Origin of the sequence: Falsiruegeria mediterranea M17 (assembly GCF_900302455.1) — a bacterium.
Lineage (GTDB): Bacteria > Pseudomonadota > Alphaproteobacteria > Rhodobacterales > Rhodobacteraceae > Falsiruegeria > Falsiruegeria mediterranea.
The window spans coordinates 69,384-90,701 of the sequence record NZ_ONZG01000013.1 but is presented as its reverse complement, the minus strand read 5'-3'; the positions used below and the strand labels follow the sequence as shown (position 1 = coordinate 90,701).

Genomic DNA, 21,318 nt, shown 5'->3' with positions numbered 1-21,318 from the left:
CATCCTTGAAGCCTGATCGACGGGCAGGAGCGCTTGTTCTTTGAAGGGCGGGGCAGGAGGCTCAGACCATTGACAACAAAGAAAGCAGCGCTGTGACCTCGGCCAGTTGTTGGCTTGCGCCAAGGATATCTCCGGTTTGACCGCCAATCTTTGCCCGTGCCACCAGTGCCAGGATAAGGACGATCAAAGATGAAAGGAGGATTGGCATCCAGGCCAGGGACTCTATCCAGAACAGGCAGAACGCCAGCGCCAGCAGAACACCAAGTGCACTGGTCACCAAGGATGGCGCGCCCACGCTCTGGCTCAGGCCTGACCCGCGCGCATTGGGCAAGGCGGACATCAGAACCGGCATCAGCGCCCGTGACCAGGTCGGCGCCAGAAGAGCCAACCAAAGCGCGCCGCTCTCGATCAACCCGGTGAGGGCCGCGAACCGCAACAGCTGCATCACAAGCAAGGCCAGCACGCCGTAGGTGCCGATGTGGCTGTCCTTCATGATCTCCAGCCGCCGCTCGCGCGTGAATCCGCCCCAAAGACCGTCCGCAGTGTCGGCCAGACCGTCTTCATGCATCGCGCCCGTGGTCATGATCAGCACCGCCATCATGACACCGGCCACGGCGGCAGGTGGCAGGCCAACGGACAGCAAAATCGCACCAATGCTACAGGCCAGCCCGCCAACAATCAGACCAACCACCGGAAAAGCCCAGACACTTGCGGCTTGACGGGCAAAGACGTGGTTGGGCAGGCGCGGTAGCGGCAAGCGGGTCAGCAGGACCAGGGCCAGTGGAATATCCCAGGTCCAAGGGGCAGAAGTGTCGTTTTTGTGCACGTCCTGTCCTTTCGGGGTCTTGTGACATGGGGTGCATTGGTTAAACACATGTGACCACTCAGATGCAACGAGGCTTTACATGCTGCCCGAACTCACCGATCTCTCGACTTTTCGCGCGCAATTGGCGGCGGCTCCTGGCCCGGATACGGCTGCGACCCAAGGCGCAGAGGAGCGCAATGGCCAATTGACCAAACCGCCGGGCGCCCTTGGGCGGCTCGAGGATCTGGCGATCTGGTATGCCGGTTGGCGCGGGAATGCACGGCCCAGCATCGAGGCGCCCCAGGTGATCGTGTTTGCTGGTAACCACGGGGTGACAGCGCAAGGCGTATCGGCCTTTCCGCCCGAGGTGACGGTGCAGATGGTTGCGAACTTTCAACACGGGGGCGCGGCGATCAATCAGCTGGCCAAGGCCGCTGGTGCAAAGATGGACGTGCATGCGCTCGACCTGGACAATCCAACGGCGGACTTTACGCAGGCGCCCGCGATGACCGAGGACGAATTGCTTGCTGCCCTGCAAACAGGTTGGAACGCGGTTGATCCCAGCTCGGACCTGCTGGTGGTGGGCGAGATGGGGATTGGGAATACAACCCCGGCTGCGGCCATCGGCTGTGCCCTCTTTGGCGGCGAGGCCGGTGACTGGACCGGGCGCGGCACGGGCGTCGACGATGCAGGCCTTGCCAACAAGACCCGCGTGGTCGCCGAAGGCGTCGCCAAACATGGCTCAGAAGACGGGCTGGAGGTTCTGCAACGTTTGGGCGGGCGCGAGATTGCCGCCATGGCCGGCGCGATTGCAGCGGCACGTGTGCTGCGCATTCCGGTGGTTCTGGACGGGTTCATCTGCTGCGCAGCAGCGGCCTGTCTGGCCAAGGTCACCGAGGGAGCGCTTGATCACGCCGTTGCGGGGCACCAAAGCGCCGAAGGCGCGCATGGGGCGTTGTTGGGGCATTTGGGCAAGGAACCGCTTTTGTCACTGGGGCTTCGCCTCGGCGAGGGGTCGGGCGGTGCGCTGGCGATAAACATCGTCAAAAGCGCCGTGGCGTGCCATTCCGGCATGGCGACATTTGCCGAAGCAGGCGTGTCTGACGGCTGAAACCTGTAGCCTGACCGGGACACAGGGTCAGGCGGACTTCTTTGCGTGCTCCTCGGCCAGTTCGAGGAGCGCCGTTTCCAGATCTTTCTCCAACTCCTGTGCGCGCTCGATATAGGCCTTGTTTTCCGCCGTTGGCGTGCCTGGTATCCACAGCTCGGCCAGCTCCCGCACGGTGTCGCGGTCATGGTGGTAGAAGGTCTTTTCCGCGGCTGCGGCCTCATACTCGCTCAGGCCGATATTCTCCAACACATAGCGACCTGCCCGCAGTGAACTGTCAAAAGTCTCGCGCACGATGTCACTGGCACCCGCCTGATACAGTTCATAGACATGATTGCGATCTGCGGCACGCGCGATGATGTGCAGGTCGGGCCGGATGCGGCGCGCATAGGCCACCAGTTTGGTCACCTCGTCCCGCTGATCCATGGCGGCCACCAGCACCTGCGCCTTGTCCACTCCTGCGGCCTTGAGCAGCTCGGGGCGGGTCGGATCGCCCAAGAAACCCTTGACCCCGAACCGGCGCATCAGCTGGATCGTGTCGATGTCATGATCCAGAACAATGGTTTTGAACCCGGTGGCGCGGACCAGCCGGTTGACGATCTGACCAAAGCGGCCGATGCCCGCAATGATGACCGGGCCCTTTTCGTCGATCTCATCCGCGACCTGCTCCGGCGCGCTGTCCTTCATGTTGCGGCTCAGAATGTCATACAGAATGAAGAGCAGCGGTGTGATCAGCATGGTCAGTGCGATGATCAGCAGAAGTTTCTGTGATAGATCCGTCGGGATCACGTTCTGCTGGACTGAAAAGGCCAGCAGCACAAAACCGAACTCACCAGCCTGCGCCAGCCCAAGCGTGAACAGCCAATGGTCGCGCCGGTTGAGCTTGAAGGCGCGCCCAATCACGTAGAGGATCGCCCCCTTGGCCACTATTACCAAAAGCGCCAGACCGATCAGGTCCAGCGGTTCCTGGAAGAAAAAGCCAAAGTTAATGCCGGCGCCAACGGTGATGAAGAACAGCCCCAAAAGCAGCCCCTTGAAGGGCTCAAGATCGCTTTCCAGCTCGTGCCGGAATTCCGAGCTGGCCAGTACCACGCCGGCCAAAAAGGCACCCAGAGCGGGCGACAGACCCACCAGGGTCATTAGGAACGAGATGCCGACAACGATCATCAAGGCCAGCGCAGTGTACATCTCGCGCAGGCGGGTGGCGTGGATGAAGCGGAACAATGGGCGGGTCAGATAGATGCCGGCCAAGATGACAAAGGCAACCGCACCAATGGTGACAAGTGTTACTGCCCAACCCGGCAGCCCTTCGACCAGTGAAAGCGAATGATGCGCGGCGTCTGCTCCGTGCCCGGTGCCCCGGTCGATCGAACCATCGGATTCTATGTGCGCGCCGGTCTGCATCGCCAACAATGGCAGAAACGCCAGAATCGGGATCACTGCAATGTCTTGCGTTAACAGGACCGAAAATGTGGCCCGGCCGCCGTTGGTCTGTATCAACCCCTTTTCGGACAGCGTTTGCAACACGATTGCGGTTGAGGATAGCGAAAGCGTCAGGCCAACGGCCAACGACACCGACCAGGGGTGGCCCGCCAGCATCGCCGCCACCATCAACGCAAGCGTTGACACGCCCACCTGCATTCCGCCCAAGCCAAGCAGTTTGTCGCGCATGTCCCAAAGCGCGCGAGGCTCCAGCTCCAACCCGATCAGGAACAGCATCATGACAACGCCAAATTCGGCCACATGCTGCAGGTTTTCGGTCTCGGCACCCACCAGACCCAGCACCGGGCCGATGATGATCCCAGCCGCCAGATACCCCAAGACCGACCCCAACCCGAGCCGGGCCGATAAGGGCACCGCAATCACCGCCGCAGCGAGGTAGATTGAGGCTTGGTACAGGAAATTTTCCATGCGGGGATGATCCTATGTTGGGTTCTATCCGGTCTTTGGGGCCGGTTATGTCGGGGTCCAGGTCAAGTGGGCAGCGGGGCGTCTCGTTTCAACTGATCCATGACAATCTGGCTTTGTACCCGTGCCACTGCAGGATGCGGCAATATCACCTGATGAATCAAGCTGTTGAGCGCAGGCAAATCTGCACAATAGACGTGCAACAGGTAATCGGCATCGCCGGTCATGGTCCAGGCGCTGGTGATCTCGGGGCGGGTGTCCACCATTCGGGCAAAAGCTTGCGACTGATCTGGGCCATGTGTGCCAAGGTGAACCTGAACAAACCCCTGGACGTGCAGGCCCAGGCGGGCTGGGTCCAGCTTGGCGGCATAGTTGGTGATGAATCCCTCGGCCTCGAGCCGTTGTCGGCGGCGTCCCGCCTGGCTGGGCGACAGGTTCAACATCTCGCCCAATTGCTGTGCGGTCAGATGTGCATCCTTCTGGAGGGCGGCCAGCAGTCGGTTGTCTGTGTCGTCCAGCACGTGCGGGGTTTCCTTGTGTTGCGCGGGAAACATGCGGGGAACGCGCATGTTTTTTAAGGTTACAGAGAGAATACGCGCAAACGCCGTATCGTGCATGGGTTATTTTTGCATCAACACGTCATATTTAGCCAGGAGATGCGCGATGGGTCCGTTCCCGCACAATGCCCCCAAGTCTGTCATCAGCGAAGAAAACCCCGCCGGTACCGACGGTTTCGAATTTGTCGAATTTGCCCATCCCGAGCCGCAAGAACTGCGCGATCTCTTTGCCCGCATGGGCTATGCTATGACTGGCCGCCACAAGACCAAGAATGTCGAGTTGTGGCAGCAAGGCGATGTGACCTACATCCTGAACGCCGAGCCAAACAGCTTTGCCGCGCGCTTTGTTGAAGAGCACGGCCCCTGTGCTGCGGCCATGGGTTGGCGCGTGGTAGATGCGCAAAAGGCCTACGAACACGCGGTGGCGAAGGGTGCTGAACCCTATGATGCGGCCGACAAGACCATGGATGTGCCTGCAATCAAGGGCATCGGCGGTTCGCTGATCTACTTCGTCGATCAGTACTACGACACGTCGCCCTATAACGAGGAATTCGAATGGCTGACCCAATCCAAGCCGCGCGGCGACGGGTTCTTTTACCTCGATCACCTGACCCACAACGTGTTCAAGGGCAACATGGACAAGTGGTTCAAGTTCTATTGCGATCTGTTCAACTTCGAGGAAATCCGCTTCTTTGACATCCAGGGCAAGTTCACCGGCCTGTTCAGCCGCGCGTTGACCTCGCCCTGTGGCCGCATCCGCATTCCCATCAACGAAGATCGCGGAGAGACCGGGCAAATCGTGGCCTATCTGAAGAAATACAAGGGCGAAGGCATCCAGCATATCGCCGTTGGTTCGGACGACATCTATGCCAGCACCGACGCCATCGCCGCCAAGGGGCTCAAGTTCATGCCAGGGCCAAACGAGGCCTATTATGACATGTCCTATGATCGCGTTTCAGGTCATGACGAACCCAAGGATCGGATGATGAAGCACGGCATCCTGATCGACGGCGAAGGTGTCCTGGATGGGGGCGAGACCAAGATCCTGCTGCAGATCTTCTCGAAAACCGTGATTGGCCCGATCTTCTTTGAGTTCATCCAGCGCAAAGGGGATGACGGTTTCGGCGAGGGCAACTTCAAGGCCCTGTTCGAGTCGATCGAGCGCGAGCAGATCGAAAGCGGCGAAATCTCTGCCGCAGAATAATCGGATCGGATGTGGCCGGGTGATCCGGCCTTTCCAGACTGGCCGCCACCTGTCTCGCAGCAGGTGGCGGTTTTTTTACGCGCAGGTAAGGCACATGGCCCGGGGGCGCTCCCGCCCGTCGTTGATGTCCCTTGCGGGACACCGCCTCCCGTTGGGCCGGGCCTCGCTGCGCTCGGCAGATGGCGTTTGTTCGCGACCGCGCCGCGCGCAGCGCGGCGCTCGGCCCAAGGCCGTTGGCGGTGCTGACGCAGTCAGGATCGCTCGGGCGCGGGAGCCCCCCTCGATTGACAAAGCTGTACAGGGTAGATCGGAGGCAACGTCAGCCGCTGGGGATCTTGAGTGTCATGTTGCGGCCACCTTTCTGGTAGCGTAGCTCGCTGTCTCCAATGGCCACAACACGGCCACCGTCGACGCGGTCCCCCACTTTGACCTTTTTGTAGCGCCCACTGGGCAGGCGGACCAGGGCACGGCGGTTGGCGGGTGTTCCATAGACACCGATCAGATTCACACGACGCAGGTTGATCGCATTGTCTAGCGTTGCCTGACGCGCCACCGAAGCTGGCGAAGGGGCCGCAGGTTTGACGGTTCGTGGTGCGATGGTCCCGACGTCGTCAGATTCGCGCCCCAACCCTGCCGTCGACCCCAAGCTCGCTGTGCGGCGCGTTGCTTTGGCGGCCAGATCCTGAGGCCGCAGCTTCGGGCGCGGTCCGCGCACAATGGCATGGGCCGTGGGGGTCTGATCCTCTTCGGCTTTCTGTTTTTCGGTGAACGGGCGGAGTTTGGGACGAAGACCTGCCAACTCTTCCAGGCTGCGCCCCCCCAGTTGATCACGTTCCGCCTGTTCAATCAGATTTCCGGGACGCAATCTGGGCCGCAGACCGGCCAGACGCTCCAACGCCTCATCCGTTTCGGGAGCGGCCTCAAAGCGGACCGGGACTGCAGGTGGCACACGCGCAGGTCGACCCAGATATATGAGGATGCCATCGGGATTCAGCGTGCCCTCGGGCGTCGGTGTCACAAGCCCCTGATCGTTTAGAACAAAGGCCGTCCCGGCCGCGGTCGGCGAGGCGGGCAAATCGACATCCAGATCGGTTTGATATGAAATCGGCGTGGGCAGGGCGACTGCGTCCTGAGACAGATCCGTCCGATCAATCGAAGCAACGTAAAGGTCGTTCAGATCAATGATCGACGGGGTAAAGAGCTCTTCCGGGGCCCGGTCCCAGATACCGGTGGCGGCATAGCGGGTTTCGGGGTTTGTGCCCTCTAGCGGATCATCGCCGGCCACGGCTTCTTCAGGCGCCGCGTCGGCCGCTTCCTCGGGTGTGACCGTTTCAACCGTTTCCGGTTCTACTTGCAGAGCGTCCAGAACGGCGCTGTCCGTCTCGGTCAAATCCTGGGTTTGCGGCAGCGAGGCGAGCTCTTCCTCGGACGGGGCGTCCTCAGTCAGCTGCGCTGTTGGCGGCGGAGTTGCGACCGACGGATCAGGCAGGGCCGGGGCGGGGCTTGGTGATTGTGGCTGCACCGGGTCAAGCGGCGCCGGCACCGTCGCAGGGGTCAGCTCACGCGGCTCCGATCGGTCGTCAAACAGTCCAATGCCGGAGAAGAGACCAGCCCAGGTCGCAACGGCGGCCAGCAACAGGACCAGAGCAACCGTCAGCATCAGGCCAAGGTATTTGGGTTTGCCACCAATATTGCCGTCCCGCGCGCCAAAGATGGTCATGCGGTCCTTTTCGGTCTCGGCCTCTTGGCCCGGCAGACGGGGCGCGGCAAAACCTGCTGCGGGCTCGACCTCGGCCACGGCGATGGCCATCGGCTCGTGTGAAACTGGCTCGGGTGCTGGCGGTGGCGGTGCAACGGGTGGTGCAGGGGCCGCCTCAGGAATCGCCACCGGAGGCGGTGTGGTCCGTTTGCTGGCAAAGGCTACGACATCGGGCGCCGGTTCCTCTGGCGGCTCTGGCGTCGGTTCGGGCTCGGGCTTTGCGACCGGGGCCGGGGGTTTGCCACGACGGCTCGCGAAGCCAACGACGGGCTGGGGATCCGGAACCGGTTGCGTTTGGTCCGGCGCCCTGAGGGCTTCGGGCGGTTCGGTCGGGGCGTCCTCGACCTCTGGCGTGGGCTCTTGCACCTCGGGCTCCGGGGGCGCTTCGACCACGGGCAGTTCGGCGGGACCGATGACAACCACGGCGATCCCGTCAGGTTCAATCGCATCTGCGCCGGTCAGACCGGATGCGGCTTGCGTGGGGCCAAAATAGGGCTCGCCCAGGAAATCATTCTCACCCGGCACCGCGACAAAGCTGACCGGAGCAAACCCATTGCTGGCGGCAAAATCCTCGGCCTCTTGCAGGGTTTCGCGCGCGACGACGGCGATATGCGTCAAATGCCCGTCCGGCGAGGTGTCATAGATCAACTCGTCCAGGGTGTATGGGGTCGCCTCATTCACCGCGCTTTCGATGATCGAGGTGCGCGTTTCCCCCTCGAACGAGCCGGTGTTGACGCTCAGATAACGGATCTGATCATTGGGCAGGATCAGCTTGCTGCTGATCCCATCAGGCGACAGCAACAAGGCCTTGTCCCGCAATGCGGACAGGTCCTGCATGAACGTGTCATTGTTGATGTCGACGTCTCCAACCAGACGCCACCCCCCGGCTGCGCGGTGCAGCAGAGAGATCCCCTCGAACGACAAAGAAAGCGCAAATGCGGGTTTCATTTTGCGGCCGTACCATCCCAATTCATTTTCGGGCCCAATTCACACGCGGGCGTCAGAACTCTGGCTCTGCGCGCCAGACTGTACGACTGAAATCCCCACACGTGTAGGCCTGCGCGATGACCTTAAAGCAGACATCCGCCGAGGGAAAGAAAAACACAAATCTTCCCCCTTGTTGGGCAAGGGGTCGCACCCGATCTAAGTCCAAAGCGTTTCGGAACAAATTTGAATCGCCAATACCCTGGTCGCCCACTGCGTATTCGGGGCATTTGCGATCCTGTTTGGCTCAGCGATTTCCCGAACCGCGACAAAACTCGACAGGAGAGATACATTGAAGACACTCGTTTTCCTCGTGACCGCCCTCATGATCACTGCTGCCACGCTGGCGCGCGCCGAAGAGCAACCGCGCACCATCCAGGTATCAGGACAGGCGCAGGTCCAGGCGGTACCCGATCAGGCGTTGATCAACCTTGGTGTGACCAACGCCGCCGCCACGGCGGCCGAGGCGATGGACCTGACCTCGACCACGCTGGCCGAGGTGATCGCCAGGCTCAAGGAGCAAGGCGTCGAGGCCCGGGACATCCAAACCCAGCAACTGTCACTGAACCCGATCTGGACGCAGATGATCGACAAATCTACCGGCCAGAACCGAAACCACATCACCGGATTTTCGGCTTCGAACATCCTGGCCGTGCGGGTCAAGGACATGGATAAGCTAGGCGTGATCCTGGGGGAGGTCGTGGGTGACGGTGCCAATGAATTCCAGGGCCTGCGCTTTTCGGTGCAAGACCCCAAGCCGCTGGTCGAACAGGCCCGTGCCGAGGCGGTCAAGGACGCCATGGATCGCGCCGCACAGCTGGCGGCAGCAGCAGGCGTCCAACTGGGTGACGTTCTGAGCATTTCGGAAAACAGCGCACAACCCTATGCTCGTGCCGCAAACGCGCGCTTTGCGGCGATGGAATCCGCCGACGTGCCGATAGAGGCGGGCGAGGTGAGCTATCAATCCACGGTTTCGATGGTCTTTGCCATCGGTCAGTGAGCTTTGGCAGGCCGTTCGTGTCTTGAGCCATAGTTCAGCCCGCCAGCATCTGGCGGGCTGAATGCGTTTGGCGGGGCTGGTTTTGCAACACCGCCCCGGTTCATGGGCCGTCGAATGAGACAGTCAGACCGCTTTACGTGTGATCCGCGGGTCTTTCATGAGTGCCAGGAACCTGGGGCATTCCAGATGAGAGGGCGCAGAACAGGCGGCGATGTGATCTAGCAGATCGGCCGTGGCCTGCAATTCCTGCGCCTGGGTTCGCAAGGTGTTGGCCTGGTTCCTCAAATCGGCACGGCTGAGATCAAGTTTTCCGCCTTGAGGCCGCAGCAATGCGGCGATGTCATCCAAGGAAAACCCCGCCCTTTGACCAAGCGCGATCAGGGCAAGCCTGATCAGAACTCCATCGTCGTATTGCCGCCGCAGCCCACGCCGCCCGTCCGACGTGATCAGGCCCCGCTTTTCATAAAAGCGCAGGGTCGAGGGGGGGAAGCCGCTGTGCCGTGCAACTTCGGAAATATCCAGTCGGAACATGTTGACTTAAACCTCACTTCAAGTTGCACACATCTTGCGCGACCATTTGATATAAGGAAAGCGCATGGATTTTTTGGAATTGATGGCCTGGGGTAGTGTCCTTGGCCTTGGGGCAACCTTGGTGACCGATTGCGTCGGTCTTCTGCGCCAGGGTTTTGCAGCGACACATGGGTTTTATTGCCTGGTTGGGCGATGGCTCGGATCGGTACATCGGCAGGGCCTGTTTCACGGTGACATCCGCGCCACACAACCGGTTCAGGCTGAAGCAGCGCTGGGATGGGCCGCACATATCGGATTGGGGGTGGTGTTTGGCATGGGGTTTGCCGCGCTCTTCGGTCCTGGGGCACTGCGCATGCCGCAGGTTTGGCAGGGGCTGAGTTTTGGCGTTTTGACGATTCTGGTGCCTTGGCTGGTCTTTCAGCCGTTCTTTGGCTGGGGCATTGCCGTTTCAAAAACACCAGAGCCTTGGAGGATGCGCCTGCGTGGATTGATCACGCATGGGGTGTTTGGCCTGGGGCTCTGGCTTAGCGCACTGCTGCTGAGTGGGTTGGTTGATTGACCGGAACAACAAAAGCCCCCGCCAATGCCTGGCGAGGGCTTCGTTTGTTGGGGCCGGTAAGGACTGAACCTAGCCGCAGGCCGCGGCCAGTGCCTTGTCCAGATCCGCGATCAGGTCGTCGGCGTCTTCGATGCCGATGGACACGCGGACAACACCAGGGCCTGCTCCTGCAGCCTCTTGCTGTTCGGGTGTCAGCTGACGGTGCGTGGTCGAGGCCGAGTGGATGATCAGTGAACGCGCATCGCCCAGGTTGGCCACATGGCTGAAGATTTCCAGCGAGTTCACCAGCTTGACACAGGCGTCATAGCCGCCCTTGACCGCAAAGGTGAACAGACCACCCGCGCCGTGCGGGTAATGCTTCTTGGCGCGGTCGTGGTAGGGCGACGAGGGCAGCCCCGCATAGGTGACATAGTCGACGCGATCGTCCTTCTCGAGCCAGGCCGCGACCTTTTCTGCGTTCTCGACATGGCGCTGCATACGCAGCGACAGGGTCTCGATCCCCATCAGCGTATAATGCGCGGCTTGCGGGTTCATTGTCATGCCCAGATCACGAAGGCCGATGGCAATGCCGTGGAAGGTATAGGCCAGACCGCCGAATGTCTCGTGGAACCGCAGACCGTGATAGGCAGGTTCCGGTGCGCTGAGCGATGGGAATTTGTCACTCGCCGACCAATCGAACGTGCCGCTGTCTACAACGCAGCCACCGGTCACGGTGCCGTTGCCGGTCAGGTATTTGGTGGTCGAATGCACCACCAGCGTCGCGCCGTGCTCGATCGGGCGGCACAGGTACGGCGTGGCAGACGTGTTGTCGATGATCAGCGGAACGCCAGCGGCGTCAGCCACATCGGCAATTGCGCGGATGTCGGTGACATAGCCGCCCGGGTTGGCGATGGATTCGCCAAAGACGGCGCGGGTGTCTTCGTCGATGGCATCGGCCACGGCCTTGGGATCATCGAAGTCCACGAATTTGGCCGACCAGCCAAAGCGTTTGATGGTTTGGCTGAACTGGGTGACAGTGCCGCCATAGAGGCGGGTAGAGGCGACGACATTGCGGCCCGGTTCCATCAGCGGGAACAGCGCCATGATCTGCGCCGCGTGACCAGACGAGCAGCAGACCGCGCCGACACCGCCCTCGAGCGTGGCAACGCGTTCCTGCAGAACGGCCACGGTCGGGTTGGTCAGACGCGAGTAGATATAACCTACCTCTTGCAAGTTGAAGAGCGCGGCGGCGTGATCAGCATCGCGGAACACATAGGCGGTGGTCTGATAGATCGGCGTCTGGCGGGCACCAGTTGCCGGATCGGGCCGGGCACCTGCGTGAATCTGCAGCGTATCAAAGCCGTAGGTCGGGCCGTCGGTCATGGTCAAAGTCTCCTCAGGTCAAATTCTTGGCACCAGAGTTAGAGGACAGTTGCCCATTGCACAACCGTTCACGCGGCGCGGTTGATCCGCGCGATGATCTCGCTCAGCCGGGACCAGCTTTGCAGCGCCATGGGCACGCTGACCGCGCCGTTGACGAAGTCCCAACTGTAGGTGACGATCGAGAACATTGTTCCGGCAGAGGCTGCCATAACCAACGCCGCGTACCCCAAGTTGAAGATGATCACGGCCAGCAGAACAAAGAAGATCACGCCGTAAACCAGCGCCTCGGTGTCCGACAGGTTCACGGTGAATTTTCGCAGCGCCATCAGATGGGAGCGAAACGCCCCGCGGTCGCGGCGTTCCAGCAGTTTGACCTCTTTCTCGGACTGCGTGTTCAGCGCCCGATTCAAGCGATAGAACCGTTTGTGAAACAGGCCATAGATCAACAGCATCAGCGCCCCAGCCCCAAGAGCGGTGGCCACCAGAACCCAATCGAACACCCACAGGACAATGACAGCGATCACCAGTTGCAGCACCGCCATCATGATGTCGGGCAATTCCTGTTCCAGGAAATCCACCAGCTCGCGCGCCATGTGTACGCGGGCGCTCAGCGAGGAAATTGGCAGCGCGGCATTGCGATCGGCCAGCTCGGCCCCAAGCGCCACGCGGATTGTGCCGTAGGCGCGGGTGTCATAGACCCGGCGCCCGGTGGCGGCCAATAACAGTGCCATCAGGATCCCACACAACAGGTAGAGAGAGGAAAAGTCGCGCTGCATCAACCCGTCGATTGCAAATCCGATGAACAGCGGGATCAGCGTCATCAGCCCTGCTTCGAGCACCACCAAGGCCCAGGTCAGCCCGATCTTCCATCGAAAGACACGCAGAAGGGTGGCGAGCGAAAGCTCTTGGCTACCAATCATGACAGTTTACCTCCGGATTGCGTGCCACATAAGGACAGTCGCATCCGGGTGCAAGCTTTAGCGCATCCACCAGCCGTTTGATTTGATCCGGTTGCGGATTGGCTGTTCCTTGCGGGGCAGGTTGTCCTGATCAAAGAGCGCCCGAACCTTCTGTCCCTTGCTCTGGTAGATCATTTTTTTCATGGGCTCATAGTTCTTGAGCACTTTCTTGATCTTGTTGGGCGCGGCCACGTTTTCCAGAACGTCGATCACATAGTCGCTTTCGCGCGCATAAAGCAGCGGGAAATTTCGGTAGTGACAGCTGACTGTACCGTCCAACATCCCGGGGGGCAGGGTTCGACGCCCGCCGCGGAACGAGTGGATCACCAACGGCAGGGCAACTTGGTCCAACCACGGATCCAGGCTTTGACAGATCAGTTCGGGTGGGGGATTGCGGTAGATGTCGGTGGCGTATTCCAGGAACCGCTGACCGAACTTGTGCGGGCAGGAATAATAGAAATAGCCTGCATTGAAGTAGAGGTATTTCTCCCAGTATTCGTCCGGCTGGCTCTTGTCCAACGAGCTTTCGAAATTCAGTCCGAACCGGTCGTAGAGCGATTTCCAGATGTCGGTGTAGCCGGGGCCATAAAGCGTCGGCTCTGGCCACGTCCCTTCGCGCCGCATCGAGGCCGACGGGCGGTCGAAATTGAACGGCACGGTGCTGATGTCGCCGGTGATCAGCGTGTCGGTGTCAAAGAAGACAAACGGCTCGCCCTTGGGCAGGACACTGAGCGCTTCGATCTTGTTCCCGTGCGGATAGTTCGCCCCAAAGACCTTGCTCGAAAACGGCACCACCTCGGCGTCCAATTCGTGCAGCGCCCTGAGGACATCGGGGTTGCGAACGCTGGGATCGCCCGGCCACAATTTGCCCGGCTGCGGGGTCGCAACGAACAGGCGCCCCTGAAACCCGGGCGACGAATACCGCAATGAGGCCGCAAACAGCAGCGCCTCGAACTGAAGCCTGTTGTTCTGCCCGACGATCACGATGTTAAATACTTGGCGCGACGCCTGTTTTTTTGCCATACTACCTATGAGCCGCGATTGGATATTGAATGTGGCACTTGCTTTTGCGGACAGTATAGGGCGCGTTGGTCGATCACAAAAGGCCGGAATTCCGTCTCTCATAATCTTCTGGTTTGCCTTGGTAACAGGTGGTCAAAATGATTGAAATTCTGTTGTTCCTTGCCGCCGCGGCGGCGCAATCCAGCCAGAGTGGCGGGGCTTCGGCTGCCGTCAGTCAATCCACGGATGCACCGCCCGCCTTTCTGGCACCCGAAAGCAACCTTGTGGCCGAGCCGCAGGTGCCCACCGGCAAATTCACCACCGCTGTCGAGATCAAGCCGATTCTGGCGGCCACCCGCGGAAACTGGATCGGGGTGCGCGAATTCAATGGGCAGGATTTGCTTTATGTGACGCATCTGTGGTCGTGGCGCTGCGGGCTGGTGGAACTGCGGATCGGCATCAATGGGGCCGCGCCCGAGGTCTGGCCACTGCCCACGTGTCACGAGGATGAGCCCGCACCAAACGCAATCAAGGAACAGGACGGATTGCCCTATCGCAACTACGGGCTGGGTTCGGTGCAAGCAATCGACGTTGAACTGACCTATGATGACCTGACGACCGAAAGCGCTAGCTTTGAGCGGCAGGCGGTTAAGATTCCGTGAACACTCTCGCGGGACACTGAAGACGAAGACCAAAGGAAGACAAAAAGACCAAGACCCCAATCCACACTGCCAATCGAAAGGATTGCCGATGTCAGAGCCTTACACGATCGCCCCCAAAGATGTGCGTAAACGGCATGTACGAAGAGTGCTGGCTGGACTGCTGTTTTGCATGCCGATGGCGGCGCAGGCGCAGGACAATTGGGAATGGCGAGTCGCGCCGTACTTATGGGGGTCGGCACTTTCAGGAACTGCGGCGACCGTACCGGGGCTCCCTCCTGTAGATGTGGACGCCAGTTTCAGCGATATCCTGGACAATCTGGATTTTGCCGGGATGATTGCGGTTCGGGCCCGGAATGGGCGGTGGGGTATTTCCGGAGACTTGCAGTACATCAAGCTGAACGCGGCGAGCGGCCCAATCGGGCCGAACTACGGGCAGGCACAGGCAAAGATCAAGAACACGATTGTTTCCCTCTTTGCCGATTACCAAGTCAGCCAAAGTCAGGATCATGAGCTTTGGGTGTCAGGGGGCCTGCGTCATTGGTCCGTGACCACGGATTTGACATTCACACCCGGTGCCTTGCCGGGGCGCACCGCCAACGGATCGGATGATTGGGTCGATCCTGTCATTGGGTTCTATGGTCGCAAGGCCCTGGGTGAACGAACTTATGTGTCCGGGTGGGCTTATGCGGGCGGATTTGGGGCCGGTTCTGAAAGTATGGTCGATGTGTTTGGTGGGTTTGGGTATCAGTTTACCCCAACAACCTCGGGGGTGCTGGGGTACCGATACATGGCCGTCGACCGACGCAACGGCAGTTTCGTCTACGACATGAAACAGCAGGGGCCACTGATGGGGGTCGTCTTCAACTTCTGACCCCCACCCATGCTCAGATCAATGCGGTGCTGAGGATTGGGAAATAGCTCAGCAGGATCAGAACCACGGTGACCGCCAGCAGGAATGGCCAGAGCGCGGCAAAGATGGTGAACGGGCGCACGCCTGACATGGCCGACGCGATGTAAAGGCCCACGCCAACTGGCGGTGTCAGAAGCCCCAGCACCAGGTTCAGGCTGATCACCACCCCGAACTGAAACGGGTCGATGTTGTAGGTGTTCATCGCGATCGGCAACAGGATCGGCGTGATCAGGATCAACGCCGCGATGCCGTCGATCAGCATGCCCACAAACAGCAGACACAGGTTCACGATCAGCAGAAACGTGAACGGGTCCGATGTCACGGTCGAGATGAAGGCTGCGAGTTTCTGGGGCAGTTCTTCATAGACCACGACCCAGCCAAACACGTTGGCGGCTGCGATCATGAAGATCACGAGCGAGGAGTTGGTGGCGGTGCGTACAAACAACTGGCCCAGATCACGCGGCGTGATCTCGCGGTAGAACAGCCACCCCACCGCAAAGGCGATGAGCGAGGCGACAGCGGCAGATTCCGTGGGCGTGGCGATGCCAAACAAGATACCGCCAACGATGGCAATTGGGATCAGAAAGGCGGGCAGGGCGTTGCGCAGCGCACGGGCAGCCTCGGGCAGGGTCATCCATTCGCCCTTGGGGAAATCCTTGGCCAGCCCAATCAGGGCCACCACGACAAAGAATGTGCCCGCCAGGATCAGCCCCGGAATGATGCCCGCGATGAACAGATCGCCAATCGGCAATTGCGCCAGCACGCCATAAATCACAAACAGCATCGACGGGGGGATCACCGGCGCCAGCAGACCGCCAGCGGCTGTGGTGGCGGCTGAAAAGCCGGGGTCATAACCCTCTTTCGTCATGGCAGGCACCATCGCGCGGCTCATCACCGCGATCTGGCTGGCGGCTGAGCCGATGATGGCAGCCATGAACATGTTGGCCAGCAGGTTGATATAGGCCAGCCCGCCCCGGAACCCGCCCACAAAGACGCGCGCGGCGTGAACCAGGCGTTGGGTCATGCCGCCTTCGTTCATCAGCTCGCCGGTCAGAATGAACAGCGGAATCGCCAGCAGCCCATAGTTCTCGACACCCGAAAAGATTTGCTGCGCATAGCTGTCATACAGCACCAGATTGCCGCTGTCGTAGATGTACCAAAGCGCCGTCAGTGCCAGCACCAGCGCGATGGGAACCGAGCCAAACAGCAAAACAAGGAAGAGGAGAGGGGTCATTTACACGGCCTCCACTTGCGATGTCTTACCAGGGTGAGCCAAGTTGGCGCCCGAATGCAGCAGCGCGCCGAGGGTAAAGAGCGGCATCACCAGCCAGATCCAGACCTTCTTGAGCCCGATAGTGTTGGTGGGTTCTGCATAGATGAAATTAAACGTCTGACCCTGGAACGCTTTGACGTCCCAACCGGCCTCCATCAGTTGCAGGGGCATGAACCAGCGCAGGCAGATCCAGACCATCAGGCAGGCAAAGACAAAGATGGTCAGATCGACAAAGCGGTTGATCCAATGTCGGCCCGAGGCAGGCAGCATTTCGTTCAGGATCGTGACCGAGATGGCCGAGCGGAAATGGATCGCAGCAGAGGCCGCCAGAAAGGTCATCCAGACCATGGCGTAAATCGCGGCCTCATCGACCCAGTAGATCGCGTTGCCGGAAGCGCGGGTAATGACGTTGAGAAGGATAAGCCCGGTGACGGATGCGGCCAAAGCTGCCGCAAAGAATATCTCGACCCGTGCCCAGAAGTGGGAAGCCCGATAGAGCATGTGCCTGCCTTTGGTATTGAGTGCGAACGGGCCGGTGCATGACCGGCCCGCGCGTGTTTGTCAGAACTTACTTGGTCGCGTCTGCGGTCTTGCGCAGATCGGGCAGGGACGGTGCCTTGGCGGCCCAGATCTCTTCCCATTTGCCCATCACGTCACCAAAGTATTCCGCATCCACGGTGTGCACGGTGATGCCCACGGTGTTCAGCTTGTCGGTCCAGGCGGGTGATTTTTCGATGTAAGCATCCAGCGTGGTGTCCACGTGCTTGGCCATCAGCTCGGATACCATCGCCTTGTCTTCGTCGCTCATGCCAGCATAGACGCGCGCCGAGATCAGGCCGACCATCGGGAACATCATGTGGTTCGAGATCAGCAGCGTGTCGGCGTGCTCATAATATTTCAGCACGTTGATCAGCTCGACGTCCATGTCGATGGCGTCCACCTGACCGTTGGCCAGCGCGTCGTAAACCGCAGGCAGCGGCATCGGCGTGGGGGCCGAGCCCAGCAGGTTGTAGAAATCCAGGATCGGATCGAACGGCGTGATCCGCAGTTTGACACCAGAAAGATCAGCGGCCGAATTCACTTCGCCCCGGCTGAGGATTTGGCGCATGCCCGCGCTGCCATAGCCCACGCCCACAACACCCGCCTCTTGTGGCAGCACCTCGAGCATGCCCTTGGCGGTGTCCGAGCGCAGGATTGCGGCGGCGTGGGTCATGTCATTGGCCAGATAGGGGGCATAGAATGCGCCCATGTTCGGCACCCGGTTCGACACTTCGGCCACAGTCATGAACGCCATGTCCAGCGCGCCGGTCTGCAGCTGCTGCAGCATCTGCGCCTCGTTGCCCAGCTGACGGGCAGGGAAGACGGTGACGCTGTGTTCGCCGCCTGACTTTTCAGCCAGTTCAGCGCCAAAGGCCTCGGCCGCCTTGGTCCAGACGTGCGGCGGGGGCGTGATCAGGCCCAGCTTGAATTCCTTGGCGGTGGCGGGCAGCGCGGCCAGTACGAGCGCTGCGGCTGCGACGCCCTTGGTCAGGCCCTTTAGGCTGATGGTCATATTCTCTCTCTCCCTGATAGAATCATTGTTTTTTGCGAGTTTAAGCGCGGATCACAGCGTGACCCAACCCTCGGGTGGCTCTTTGCCGGGATGAACCGTGCCGCAGCTTTTGCAGGTGCGTGCATTTTCATCGGCATAGAACGCCTGATAGACGGGCGGCAGGTCACGGACGATGCTTTCCAGGATCAGCTCGGACCGGTGCACCAGATCACCACAGTTGAAGCAGTACCACTCGATGGCGTCATGCTCGCCCTCGGGGCGTTTGGGCTCGATCACCAAACCGATCGAGCCCTCTTGCGGCCGCTGAGGTGAGTGGCGGACATGGGCAGGCAACAGGAAAATCTCGCCTTCGCGGATCGGGACATCATAGAACTCGCCCCCCTCATAGAGTTTGAGCACCATGTCGCCCTTGAGTTGGTAAAAGAACTCTTCGACCGGGTCGTCGTGATAGTCGGTGCGCTGGTTTGGACCGCCTACAACGGTCACCATCAGGTCCGCGTCCTCCCAGACCTGTTGATTGCCCACGGGCGGTTTCAGCAGATGTTTATGCTCGTCGATCCATTTCTGGAAATTAAAGGCGCTCAGGCGTGCCATGGTTCAGTATCCTCCCAATTTTGCCGGGCTGGCCATGCCAGCAGGGTCGGGCAACCAAGGGCGTTGCGACAAGGGAATTGTCCGAATGTTGATATCAAAAACATGGATACCTGTTTCCCTTGGCATAACTCAATCCGATAATTGGACGGTGTGGGTGAGTGGTGGCGTTAAGTCCTTCATGCTTGAAAGTTTAGGTTTAAAATATATGCCTGAGTCAAGAAATTTTCTGAGATTTCGCTTGTAGTTGCTTGTTAGGGACTTTCGATATGTCGGTTAGTCAATTGAAATTAAACGACTTTAATCTACGGAAGTCGATCCCGAAAAGAGGCCTGTTGCCTTGCTGATCCAAAGGCTGCACCTTCACGACACGGTGATACAGGTTTGTCTGGGCGGCCCTAAAGGCCCACATCACTCACCGGATATCGCCCAAGGAGAGCCCCATGCGGATCAATGCCGATTTCACCAAACGCGTCGCCGTTCACTTTGATGAAACCGAGTGGGTGCAATCCCCCGCTGCAGGGGTCGAGCGTAAGATGCTCGACCGGATCGGAGAAGAAGTCGCCCGCGCCACCACCATTGTTCGCTTTGCACCGGGCAGCGCCTTTGCCGCCCATACGCATGACGGCGGCGAGGAGTATCTGGTGCTGGATGGGGTGTTCCAGGATGAGTTGGGCGATTTTCCTACCGGCATGTATGTGCGCAACCCGCCGACCTCGTCCCATACGCCGGCGACAGAACCAGGGGCGACGATCCTGGTCAAGCTGCACCAGTTCGATTCCGATGACCGGACCGAAGTGCGCCAGCCCATTGCCGGAGAGGGGCGGGTCGATCTACACCGCGACGCGGTTGAAGATGTACGTGTAGAACGGTGGGCTGCCGGTGAGGCGGTTCAGGTGGATGCTGATGGCGGATTGGAGGTCTTTGTGCTGTCCGGCAGCTACGCGGAAGGCGGTGAAACCTTTGGCAAATGGGACTGGCTGCGCGTGCCGCCAAACGGGTCGTTTCAGGCGGTCGCGGGCCCGGATGGCGCCGAGGTTTGGGTGAAATCCGGCCACCTGAGCCAGATGATCTGACCTCTCAGGCCTCTCAAACCTGATGAAATTTTCAGCAAAACCGGGCCTTTGGTCCGGTTTTTTCAATTTTTTGACCCTTTGATAAATTTTACCAATTGATAAAAAATTCAGATGTGGCAGTCTGGAGGCAAGAACAACATATCTCAGGGAGAGAGTGATGGCACAGGGCCAGACAGCACCCGGTATCGTTTCCGGGCGGCTATCCAGCGAAGACATTGCCGCCAACTTTGACGACCTCCACCCGGCCTATGCGCCGCACGAGGCCGCGGTTGCCGCAGATCGTTGCTATTTCTGTTATGACGCGCCGTGCGTGACGGCCTGTCCCACGGACATCGACATTCCGCTGTTCATCCGCCAGATCCAGACCGGACACGCGCAGGCGGCGGCAAAGACCATTCTGGACCAGAACATTCTGGGCGGCATGTGTGCACGGGTTTGTCCGACCGAGACACTGTGTGAAGAAGCCTGCGTGCGTGAAACTGCCGAGGGCAAGCCGGTCGAAATTGGCCGACTGCAGCGTTACGCCACCGACACCGTGATGGCGGCGGGTGTGCATCCGTTCGAACGCGCGGCATCCACTGGCAAGACCGTGGCGGTTGTGGGGGCAGGGCCTGCGGGCCTGGCCTGCGCGCACCGTCTGGCCATGCTGGGCCATGACGTGGTGATCCACGAGGCACGCGAGAAGGCCGGCGGCCTGAACGAATTCGGCATCGCCGCCTACAAGAGCACCGAAAACTACGCCGAGGCCGAGGTCGACTGGCTGCTGAAAATCGGCGGCATTACCATCGAGAACGGCTCGGCCCTGGGGCGGGGCGTAACTCTGGACGGTTTGCGCGATGCATATGATGCGGTGTTCCTTTCCATCGGTCTGGGCGGCGTGAATGCGCTGCGCGCCGAGGGCGAAGACAAGGACGGCGTACGCGACGCGGTGGATTTCATCGCGGATCTTCGCCAAGCCGCCGATCTGTCCGCTCTGCCAGTGGGGCGCAACGTGGTCGTTATCGGCGGCGGCATGACGGCCGTGGACGCGGCTGTGCAATCAAAGCTGTTGGGGGCTGAAAATGTCACCATCGCCTATCGCCGGGGCCGCGAGGCGATGGGCGCCAGCCGGTTCGAACAGGATCTGGCCGCCTCGAAGGGGGTCAAGCTTATGTTCAACGTCCAGCCAGTGGCCGTGCATGGCAACGGGGCTGCGACCGAGATCGAATTGGAGTATACTTCGTCCGCAGGCGGTGAGTTGACCGGCACCGGTGAAACCACCCGCTTGGCCGCAGATCAGGTGTTCAAGGCCATTGGCCAGACGCTTGAGGGCGCGCCGAGCGAACTGGCTCTGGACGGTCGCAAGATCGCCGTGACAGGCGCGGGCCGAACCTCGGTCAATGGTGTCTGGGCTGGTGGCGACTGCGCCGCTGGCGGGGACGACCTGACTGTGACAGCCGTGGCGGAAGGTCGTGATGCGGCGATGGACATTCACGAGGCGATGAAGGGGTAAGGTACTCGGGCAGCCACTTTGAGG

Annotated in this window: 20 protein-coding genes; 8 read left to right on the top strand and 12 right to left on the bottom strand. The window is 60.3% G+C overall.

Annotated elements, in window-relative coordinates; translation table 11 throughout:
- Nucleotides 1-61: 61 nt before the first annotated feature.
- Nucleotides 62-826: an adenosylcobinamide-GDP ribazoletransferase gene (gene cobS / locus TRM7615_RS21355; protein WP_108791550.1), complete on the bottom strand. Its 765-nt coding sequence runs from the start codon at nucleotides 824-826 to the stop codon at nucleotides 62-64.
- 79 nt (nucleotides 827-905) lie between these two features.
- Here cobS and cobT point away from each other — a divergent pair, with 79 nt between their 5' ends.
- On the top strand, nucleotides 906-1,916 hold the full coding sequence (cobT, locus tag TRM7615_RS21350; protein WP_108791548.1) for a nicotinate-nucleotide--dimethylbenzimidazole phosphoribosyltransferase: 1,011 nt from the start codon (nucleotides 906-908) through the stop codon (nucleotides 1,914-1,916).
- Nucleotides 1,917-1,943: 27 nt separating this feature from the next.
- Here the strand turns inward: cobT and TRM7615_RS21345 are convergent, their stop codons facing one another.
- Nucleotides 1,944-3,824, bottom strand: a complete 1,881-nt coding sequence (locus tag TRM7615_RS21345; protein ID WP_108791546.1) for a monovalent cation:proton antiporter-2 (CPA2) family protein — start codon at nucleotides 3,822-3,824, stop codon at nucleotides 1,944-1,946.
- A gap of 62 nt (nucleotides 3,825-3,886) precedes the next feature.
- Nucleotides 3,887-4,342: an Lrp/AsnC family transcriptional regulator gene (locus tag TRM7615_RS21340; RefSeq protein WP_108791736.1), complete on the bottom strand. Its 456-nt coding sequence runs from the start codon at nucleotides 4,340-4,342 to the stop codon at nucleotides 3,887-3,889.
- Between the two features lie 142 nt (nucleotides 4,343-4,484).
- Between TRM7615_RS21340 and hppD the strand changes: the two genes are divergently transcribed.
- Nucleotides 4,485-5,582, top strand: coding sequence for a 4-hydroxyphenylpyruvate dioxygenase (gene hppD / locus TRM7615_RS21335; protein WP_108791544.1), 1,098 nt, complete (start codon nucleotides 4,485-4,487; stop codon nucleotides 5,580-5,582).
- Nucleotides 5,583-5,901: 319 nt separating this feature from the next.
- Here the strand turns inward: hppD and TRM7615_RS21330 are convergent, their stop codons facing one another.
- A complete protein-coding gene (locus TRM7615_RS21330) occupies nucleotides 5,902-8,289 on the bottom strand; it encodes a hypothetical protein (RefSeq protein WP_108791542.1) in 2,388 nt (795 codons plus the stop codon).
- 328 nt (nucleotides 8,290-8,617) lie between these two features.
- On the opposite strand from TRM7615_RS21330, the gene TRM7615_RS21325 reads away from it, so the two are divergent.
- Nucleotides 8,618-9,325, top strand: coding sequence for an SIMPL domain-containing protein (locus TRM7615_RS21325; RefSeq protein ID WP_125133722.1), 708 nt, complete (start codon nucleotides 8,618-8,620; stop codon nucleotides 9,323-9,325).
- A gap of 123 nt (nucleotides 9,326-9,448) precedes the next feature.
- On the opposite strand, the gene TRM7615_RS21320 is transcribed toward TRM7615_RS21325, so the two are convergent.
- Complete coding sequence (locus TRM7615_RS21320) at nucleotides 9,449-9,856, bottom strand: helix-turn-helix domain-containing protein (protein WP_108791538.1); 408 nt, start codon at nucleotides 9,854-9,856, stop codon at nucleotides 9,449-9,451.
- 64 nt (nucleotides 9,857-9,920) lie between these two features.
- Here TRM7615_RS21320 and TRM7615_RS21315 point away from each other — a divergent pair, with 64 nt between their 5' ends.
- A complete protein-coding gene (locus TRM7615_RS21315; protein ID WP_108791536.1) occupies nucleotides 9,921-10,415 on the top strand; it encodes a DUF2938 family protein in 495 nt (164 codons plus the stop codon).
- Between the two features lie 69 nt (nucleotides 10,416-10,484).
- Here the strand turns inward: TRM7615_RS21315 and TRM7615_RS21310 are convergent, their stop codons facing one another.
- The 3 genes from TRM7615_RS21310 to TRM7615_RS21300 all read right to left on the bottom strand — a co-directional run bounded on the left by TRM7615_RS21310 (nucleotide 10,485) and on the right by TRM7615_RS21300 (nucleotide 13,759).
- Nucleotides 10,485-11,777, bottom strand: coding sequence for an O-acetylhomoserine aminocarboxypropyltransferase/cysteine synthase family protein (locus TRM7615_RS21310; RefSeq protein WP_108791534.1), 1,293 nt, complete (start codon nucleotides 11,775-11,777; stop codon nucleotides 10,485-10,487).
- A 68-nt stretch (nucleotides 11,778-11,845) separates the two neighbouring features.
- Nucleotides 11,846-12,697 carry an ABC transporter six-transmembrane domain-containing protein gene (locus TRM7615_RS21305; RefSeq protein ID WP_108791532.1) on the bottom strand — a complete coding sequence of 284 codons (852 nt, stop codon included), beginning with the start codon at nucleotides 12,695-12,697 and terminating at the stop codon, nucleotides 11,846-11,848.
- Between the two features lie 57 nt (nucleotides 12,698-12,754).
- Nucleotides 12,755-13,759, bottom strand: a complete 1,005-nt coding sequence (locus tag TRM7615_RS21300; protein WP_108791530.1) for a GT-B fold glycosyltransferase domain-containing protein — start codon at nucleotides 13,757-13,759, stop codon at nucleotides 12,755-12,757.
- A gap of 137 nt (nucleotides 13,760-13,896) precedes the next feature.
- Between TRM7615_RS21300 and TRM7615_RS21295 the strand changes: the two genes are divergently transcribed.
- A complete protein-coding gene (locus tag TRM7615_RS21295; RefSeq protein ID WP_108791528.1) occupies nucleotides 13,897-14,400 on the top strand; it encodes a hypothetical protein in 504 nt (167 codons plus the stop codon).
- Between the two features lie 88 nt (nucleotides 14,401-14,488).
- Nucleotides 14,489-15,271: a hypothetical protein gene (locus TRM7615_RS21290; protein ID WP_125133721.1), complete on the top strand. Its 783-nt coding sequence runs from the start codon at nucleotides 14,489-14,491 to the stop codon at nucleotides 15,269-15,271.
- 13 nt (nucleotides 15,272-15,284) lie between these two features.
- Here the strand turns inward: TRM7615_RS21290 and TRM7615_RS21285 are convergent, their stop codons facing one another.
- From TRM7615_RS21285 to TRM7615_RS21270, 4 genes are all read right to left on the bottom strand, one after another.
- Nucleotides 15,285-16,544, bottom strand: a complete 1,260-nt coding sequence (locus tag TRM7615_RS21285; protein ID WP_108791524.1) for a TRAP transporter large permease — start codon at nucleotides 16,542-16,544, stop codon at nucleotides 15,285-15,287.
- Nucleotides 16,545-17,084 carry a TRAP transporter small permease gene (locus tag TRM7615_RS21280; protein WP_085796045.1) on the bottom strand — a complete coding sequence of 180 codons (540 nt, stop codon included), beginning with the start codon at nucleotides 17,082-17,084 and terminating at the stop codon, nucleotides 16,545-16,547. It lies immediately after the preceding gene.
- Between the two features lie 67 nt (nucleotides 17,085-17,151).
- Nucleotides 17,152-18,135 (bottom strand): TRAP transporter substrate-binding protein, encoded by a 984-nt coding sequence (locus TRM7615_RS21275; RefSeq protein ID WP_108791522.1) that lies wholly within the window; start codon nucleotides 18,133-18,135, stop codon nucleotides 17,152-17,154.
- Nucleotides 18,136-18,186: 51 nt separating this feature from the next.
- Nucleotides 18,187-18,729 carry a 3-hydroxyanthranilate 3,4-dioxygenase gene (locus tag TRM7615_RS21270; protein ID WP_108791520.1) on the bottom strand — a complete coding sequence of 181 codons (543 nt, stop codon included), beginning with the start codon at nucleotides 18,727-18,729 and terminating at the stop codon, nucleotides 18,187-18,189.
- Nucleotides 18,730-19,169: 440 nt separating this feature from the next.
- On the opposite strand from TRM7615_RS21270, the gene TRM7615_RS21265 reads away from it, so the two are divergent.
- Together TRM7615_RS21265 and TRM7615_RS21260 are read left to right on the top strand one after the other, a co-directional pair.
- Nucleotides 19,170-19,802 (top strand): cupin domain-containing protein, encoded by a 633-nt coding sequence (locus TRM7615_RS21265; RefSeq protein ID WP_108791518.1) that lies wholly within the window; start codon nucleotides 19,170-19,172, stop codon nucleotides 19,800-19,802.
- Nucleotides 19,803-19,959: 157 nt separating this feature from the next.
- Nucleotides 19,960-21,294 carry an NAD(P)-dependent oxidoreductase gene (locus TRM7615_RS21260; RefSeq protein ID WP_108791516.1) on the top strand — a complete coding sequence of 445 codons (1,335 nt, stop codon included), beginning with the start codon at nucleotides 19,960-19,962 and terminating at the stop codon, nucleotides 21,292-21,294.
- Nucleotides 21,295-21,318 lie beyond the last annotated feature (24 nt).

What these genes read in the sequence shown, in the direction of transcription:
- cobT (WP_108791548.1), top strand. Translation starts at nt 906, where the DNA reads ATGCTGCCCGAACTCACCGATCTCTCGACTTTTCGCGCGCAATTGGCG.
- TRM7615_RS21345 (WP_108791546.1), bottom strand. Translation starts at nt 3,824, where the DNA reads ATGGAAAATTTCCTGTACCAAGCCTCAATCTACCTCGCTGCGGCGGTG.
- hppD (WP_108791544.1), top strand. Translation starts at nt 4,485, where the DNA reads ATGGGTCCGTTCCCGCACAATGCCCCCAAGTCTGTCATCAGCGAAGAA.
- TRM7615_RS21330 (WP_108791542.1), bottom strand. Translation starts at nt 8,289, where the DNA reads ATGAAACCCGCATTTGCGCTTTCTTTGTCGTTCGAGGGGATCTCTCTG.
- TRM7615_RS21320 (WP_108791538.1), bottom strand. Translation starts at nt 9,856, where the DNA reads ATGTTCCGACTGGATATTTCCGAAGTTGCACGGCACAGCGGCTTCCCC.
- TRM7615_RS21315 (WP_108791536.1), top strand. Translation starts at nt 9,921, where the DNA reads ATGGATTTTTTGGAATTGATGGCCTGGGGTAGTGTCCTTGGCCTTGGG.
- TRM7615_RS21310 (WP_108791534.1), bottom strand. Translation starts at nt 11,777, where the DNA reads ATGACCGACGGCCCGACCTACGGCTTTGATACGCTGCAGATTCACGCA.
- TRM7615_RS21305 (WP_108791532.1), bottom strand. Translation starts at nt 12,697, where the DNA reads ATGATTGGTAGCCAAGAGCTTTCGCTCGCCACCCTTCTGCGTGTCTTT.
- TRM7615_RS21300 (WP_108791530.1), bottom strand. Translation starts at nt 13,759, where the DNA reads ATGGCAAAAAAACAGGCGTCGCGCCAAGTATTTAACATCGTGATCGTC.
- TRM7615_RS21295 (WP_108791528.1), top strand. Translation starts at nt 13,897, where the DNA reads ATGATTGAAATTCTGTTGTTCCTTGCCGCCGCGGCGGCGCAATCCAGC.
- TRM7615_RS21290 (WP_125133721.1), top strand. Translation starts at nt 14,489, where the DNA reads ATGTCAGAGCCTTACACGATCGCCCCCAAAGATGTGCGTAAACGGCAT.
- TRM7615_RS21285 (WP_108791524.1), bottom strand. Translation starts at nt 16,544, where the DNA reads ATGACCCCTCTCCTCTTCCTTGTTTTGCTGTTTGGCTCGGTTCCCATC.
- TRM7615_RS21280 (WP_085796045.1), bottom strand. Translation starts at nt 17,084, where the DNA reads ATGCTCTATCGGGCTTCCCACTTCTGGGCACGGGTCGAGATATTCTTT.
- TRM7615_RS21275 (WP_108791522.1), bottom strand. Translation starts at nt 18,135, where the DNA reads ATGACCATCAGCCTAAAGGGCCTGACCAAGGGCGTCGCAGCCGCAGCG.
- TRM7615_RS21270 (WP_108791520.1), bottom strand. Translation starts at nt 18,729, where the DNA reads ATGGCACGCCTGAGCGCCTTTAATTTCCAGAAATGGATCGACGAGCAT.
- TRM7615_RS21265 (WP_108791518.1), top strand. Translation starts at nt 19,170, where the DNA reads ATGCGGATCAATGCCGATTTCACCAAACGCGTCGCCGTTCACTTTGAT.
- TRM7615_RS21260 (WP_108791516.1), top strand. Translation starts at nt 19,960, where the DNA reads ATGGCACAGGGCCAGACAGCACCCGGTATCGTTTCCGGGCGGCTATCC.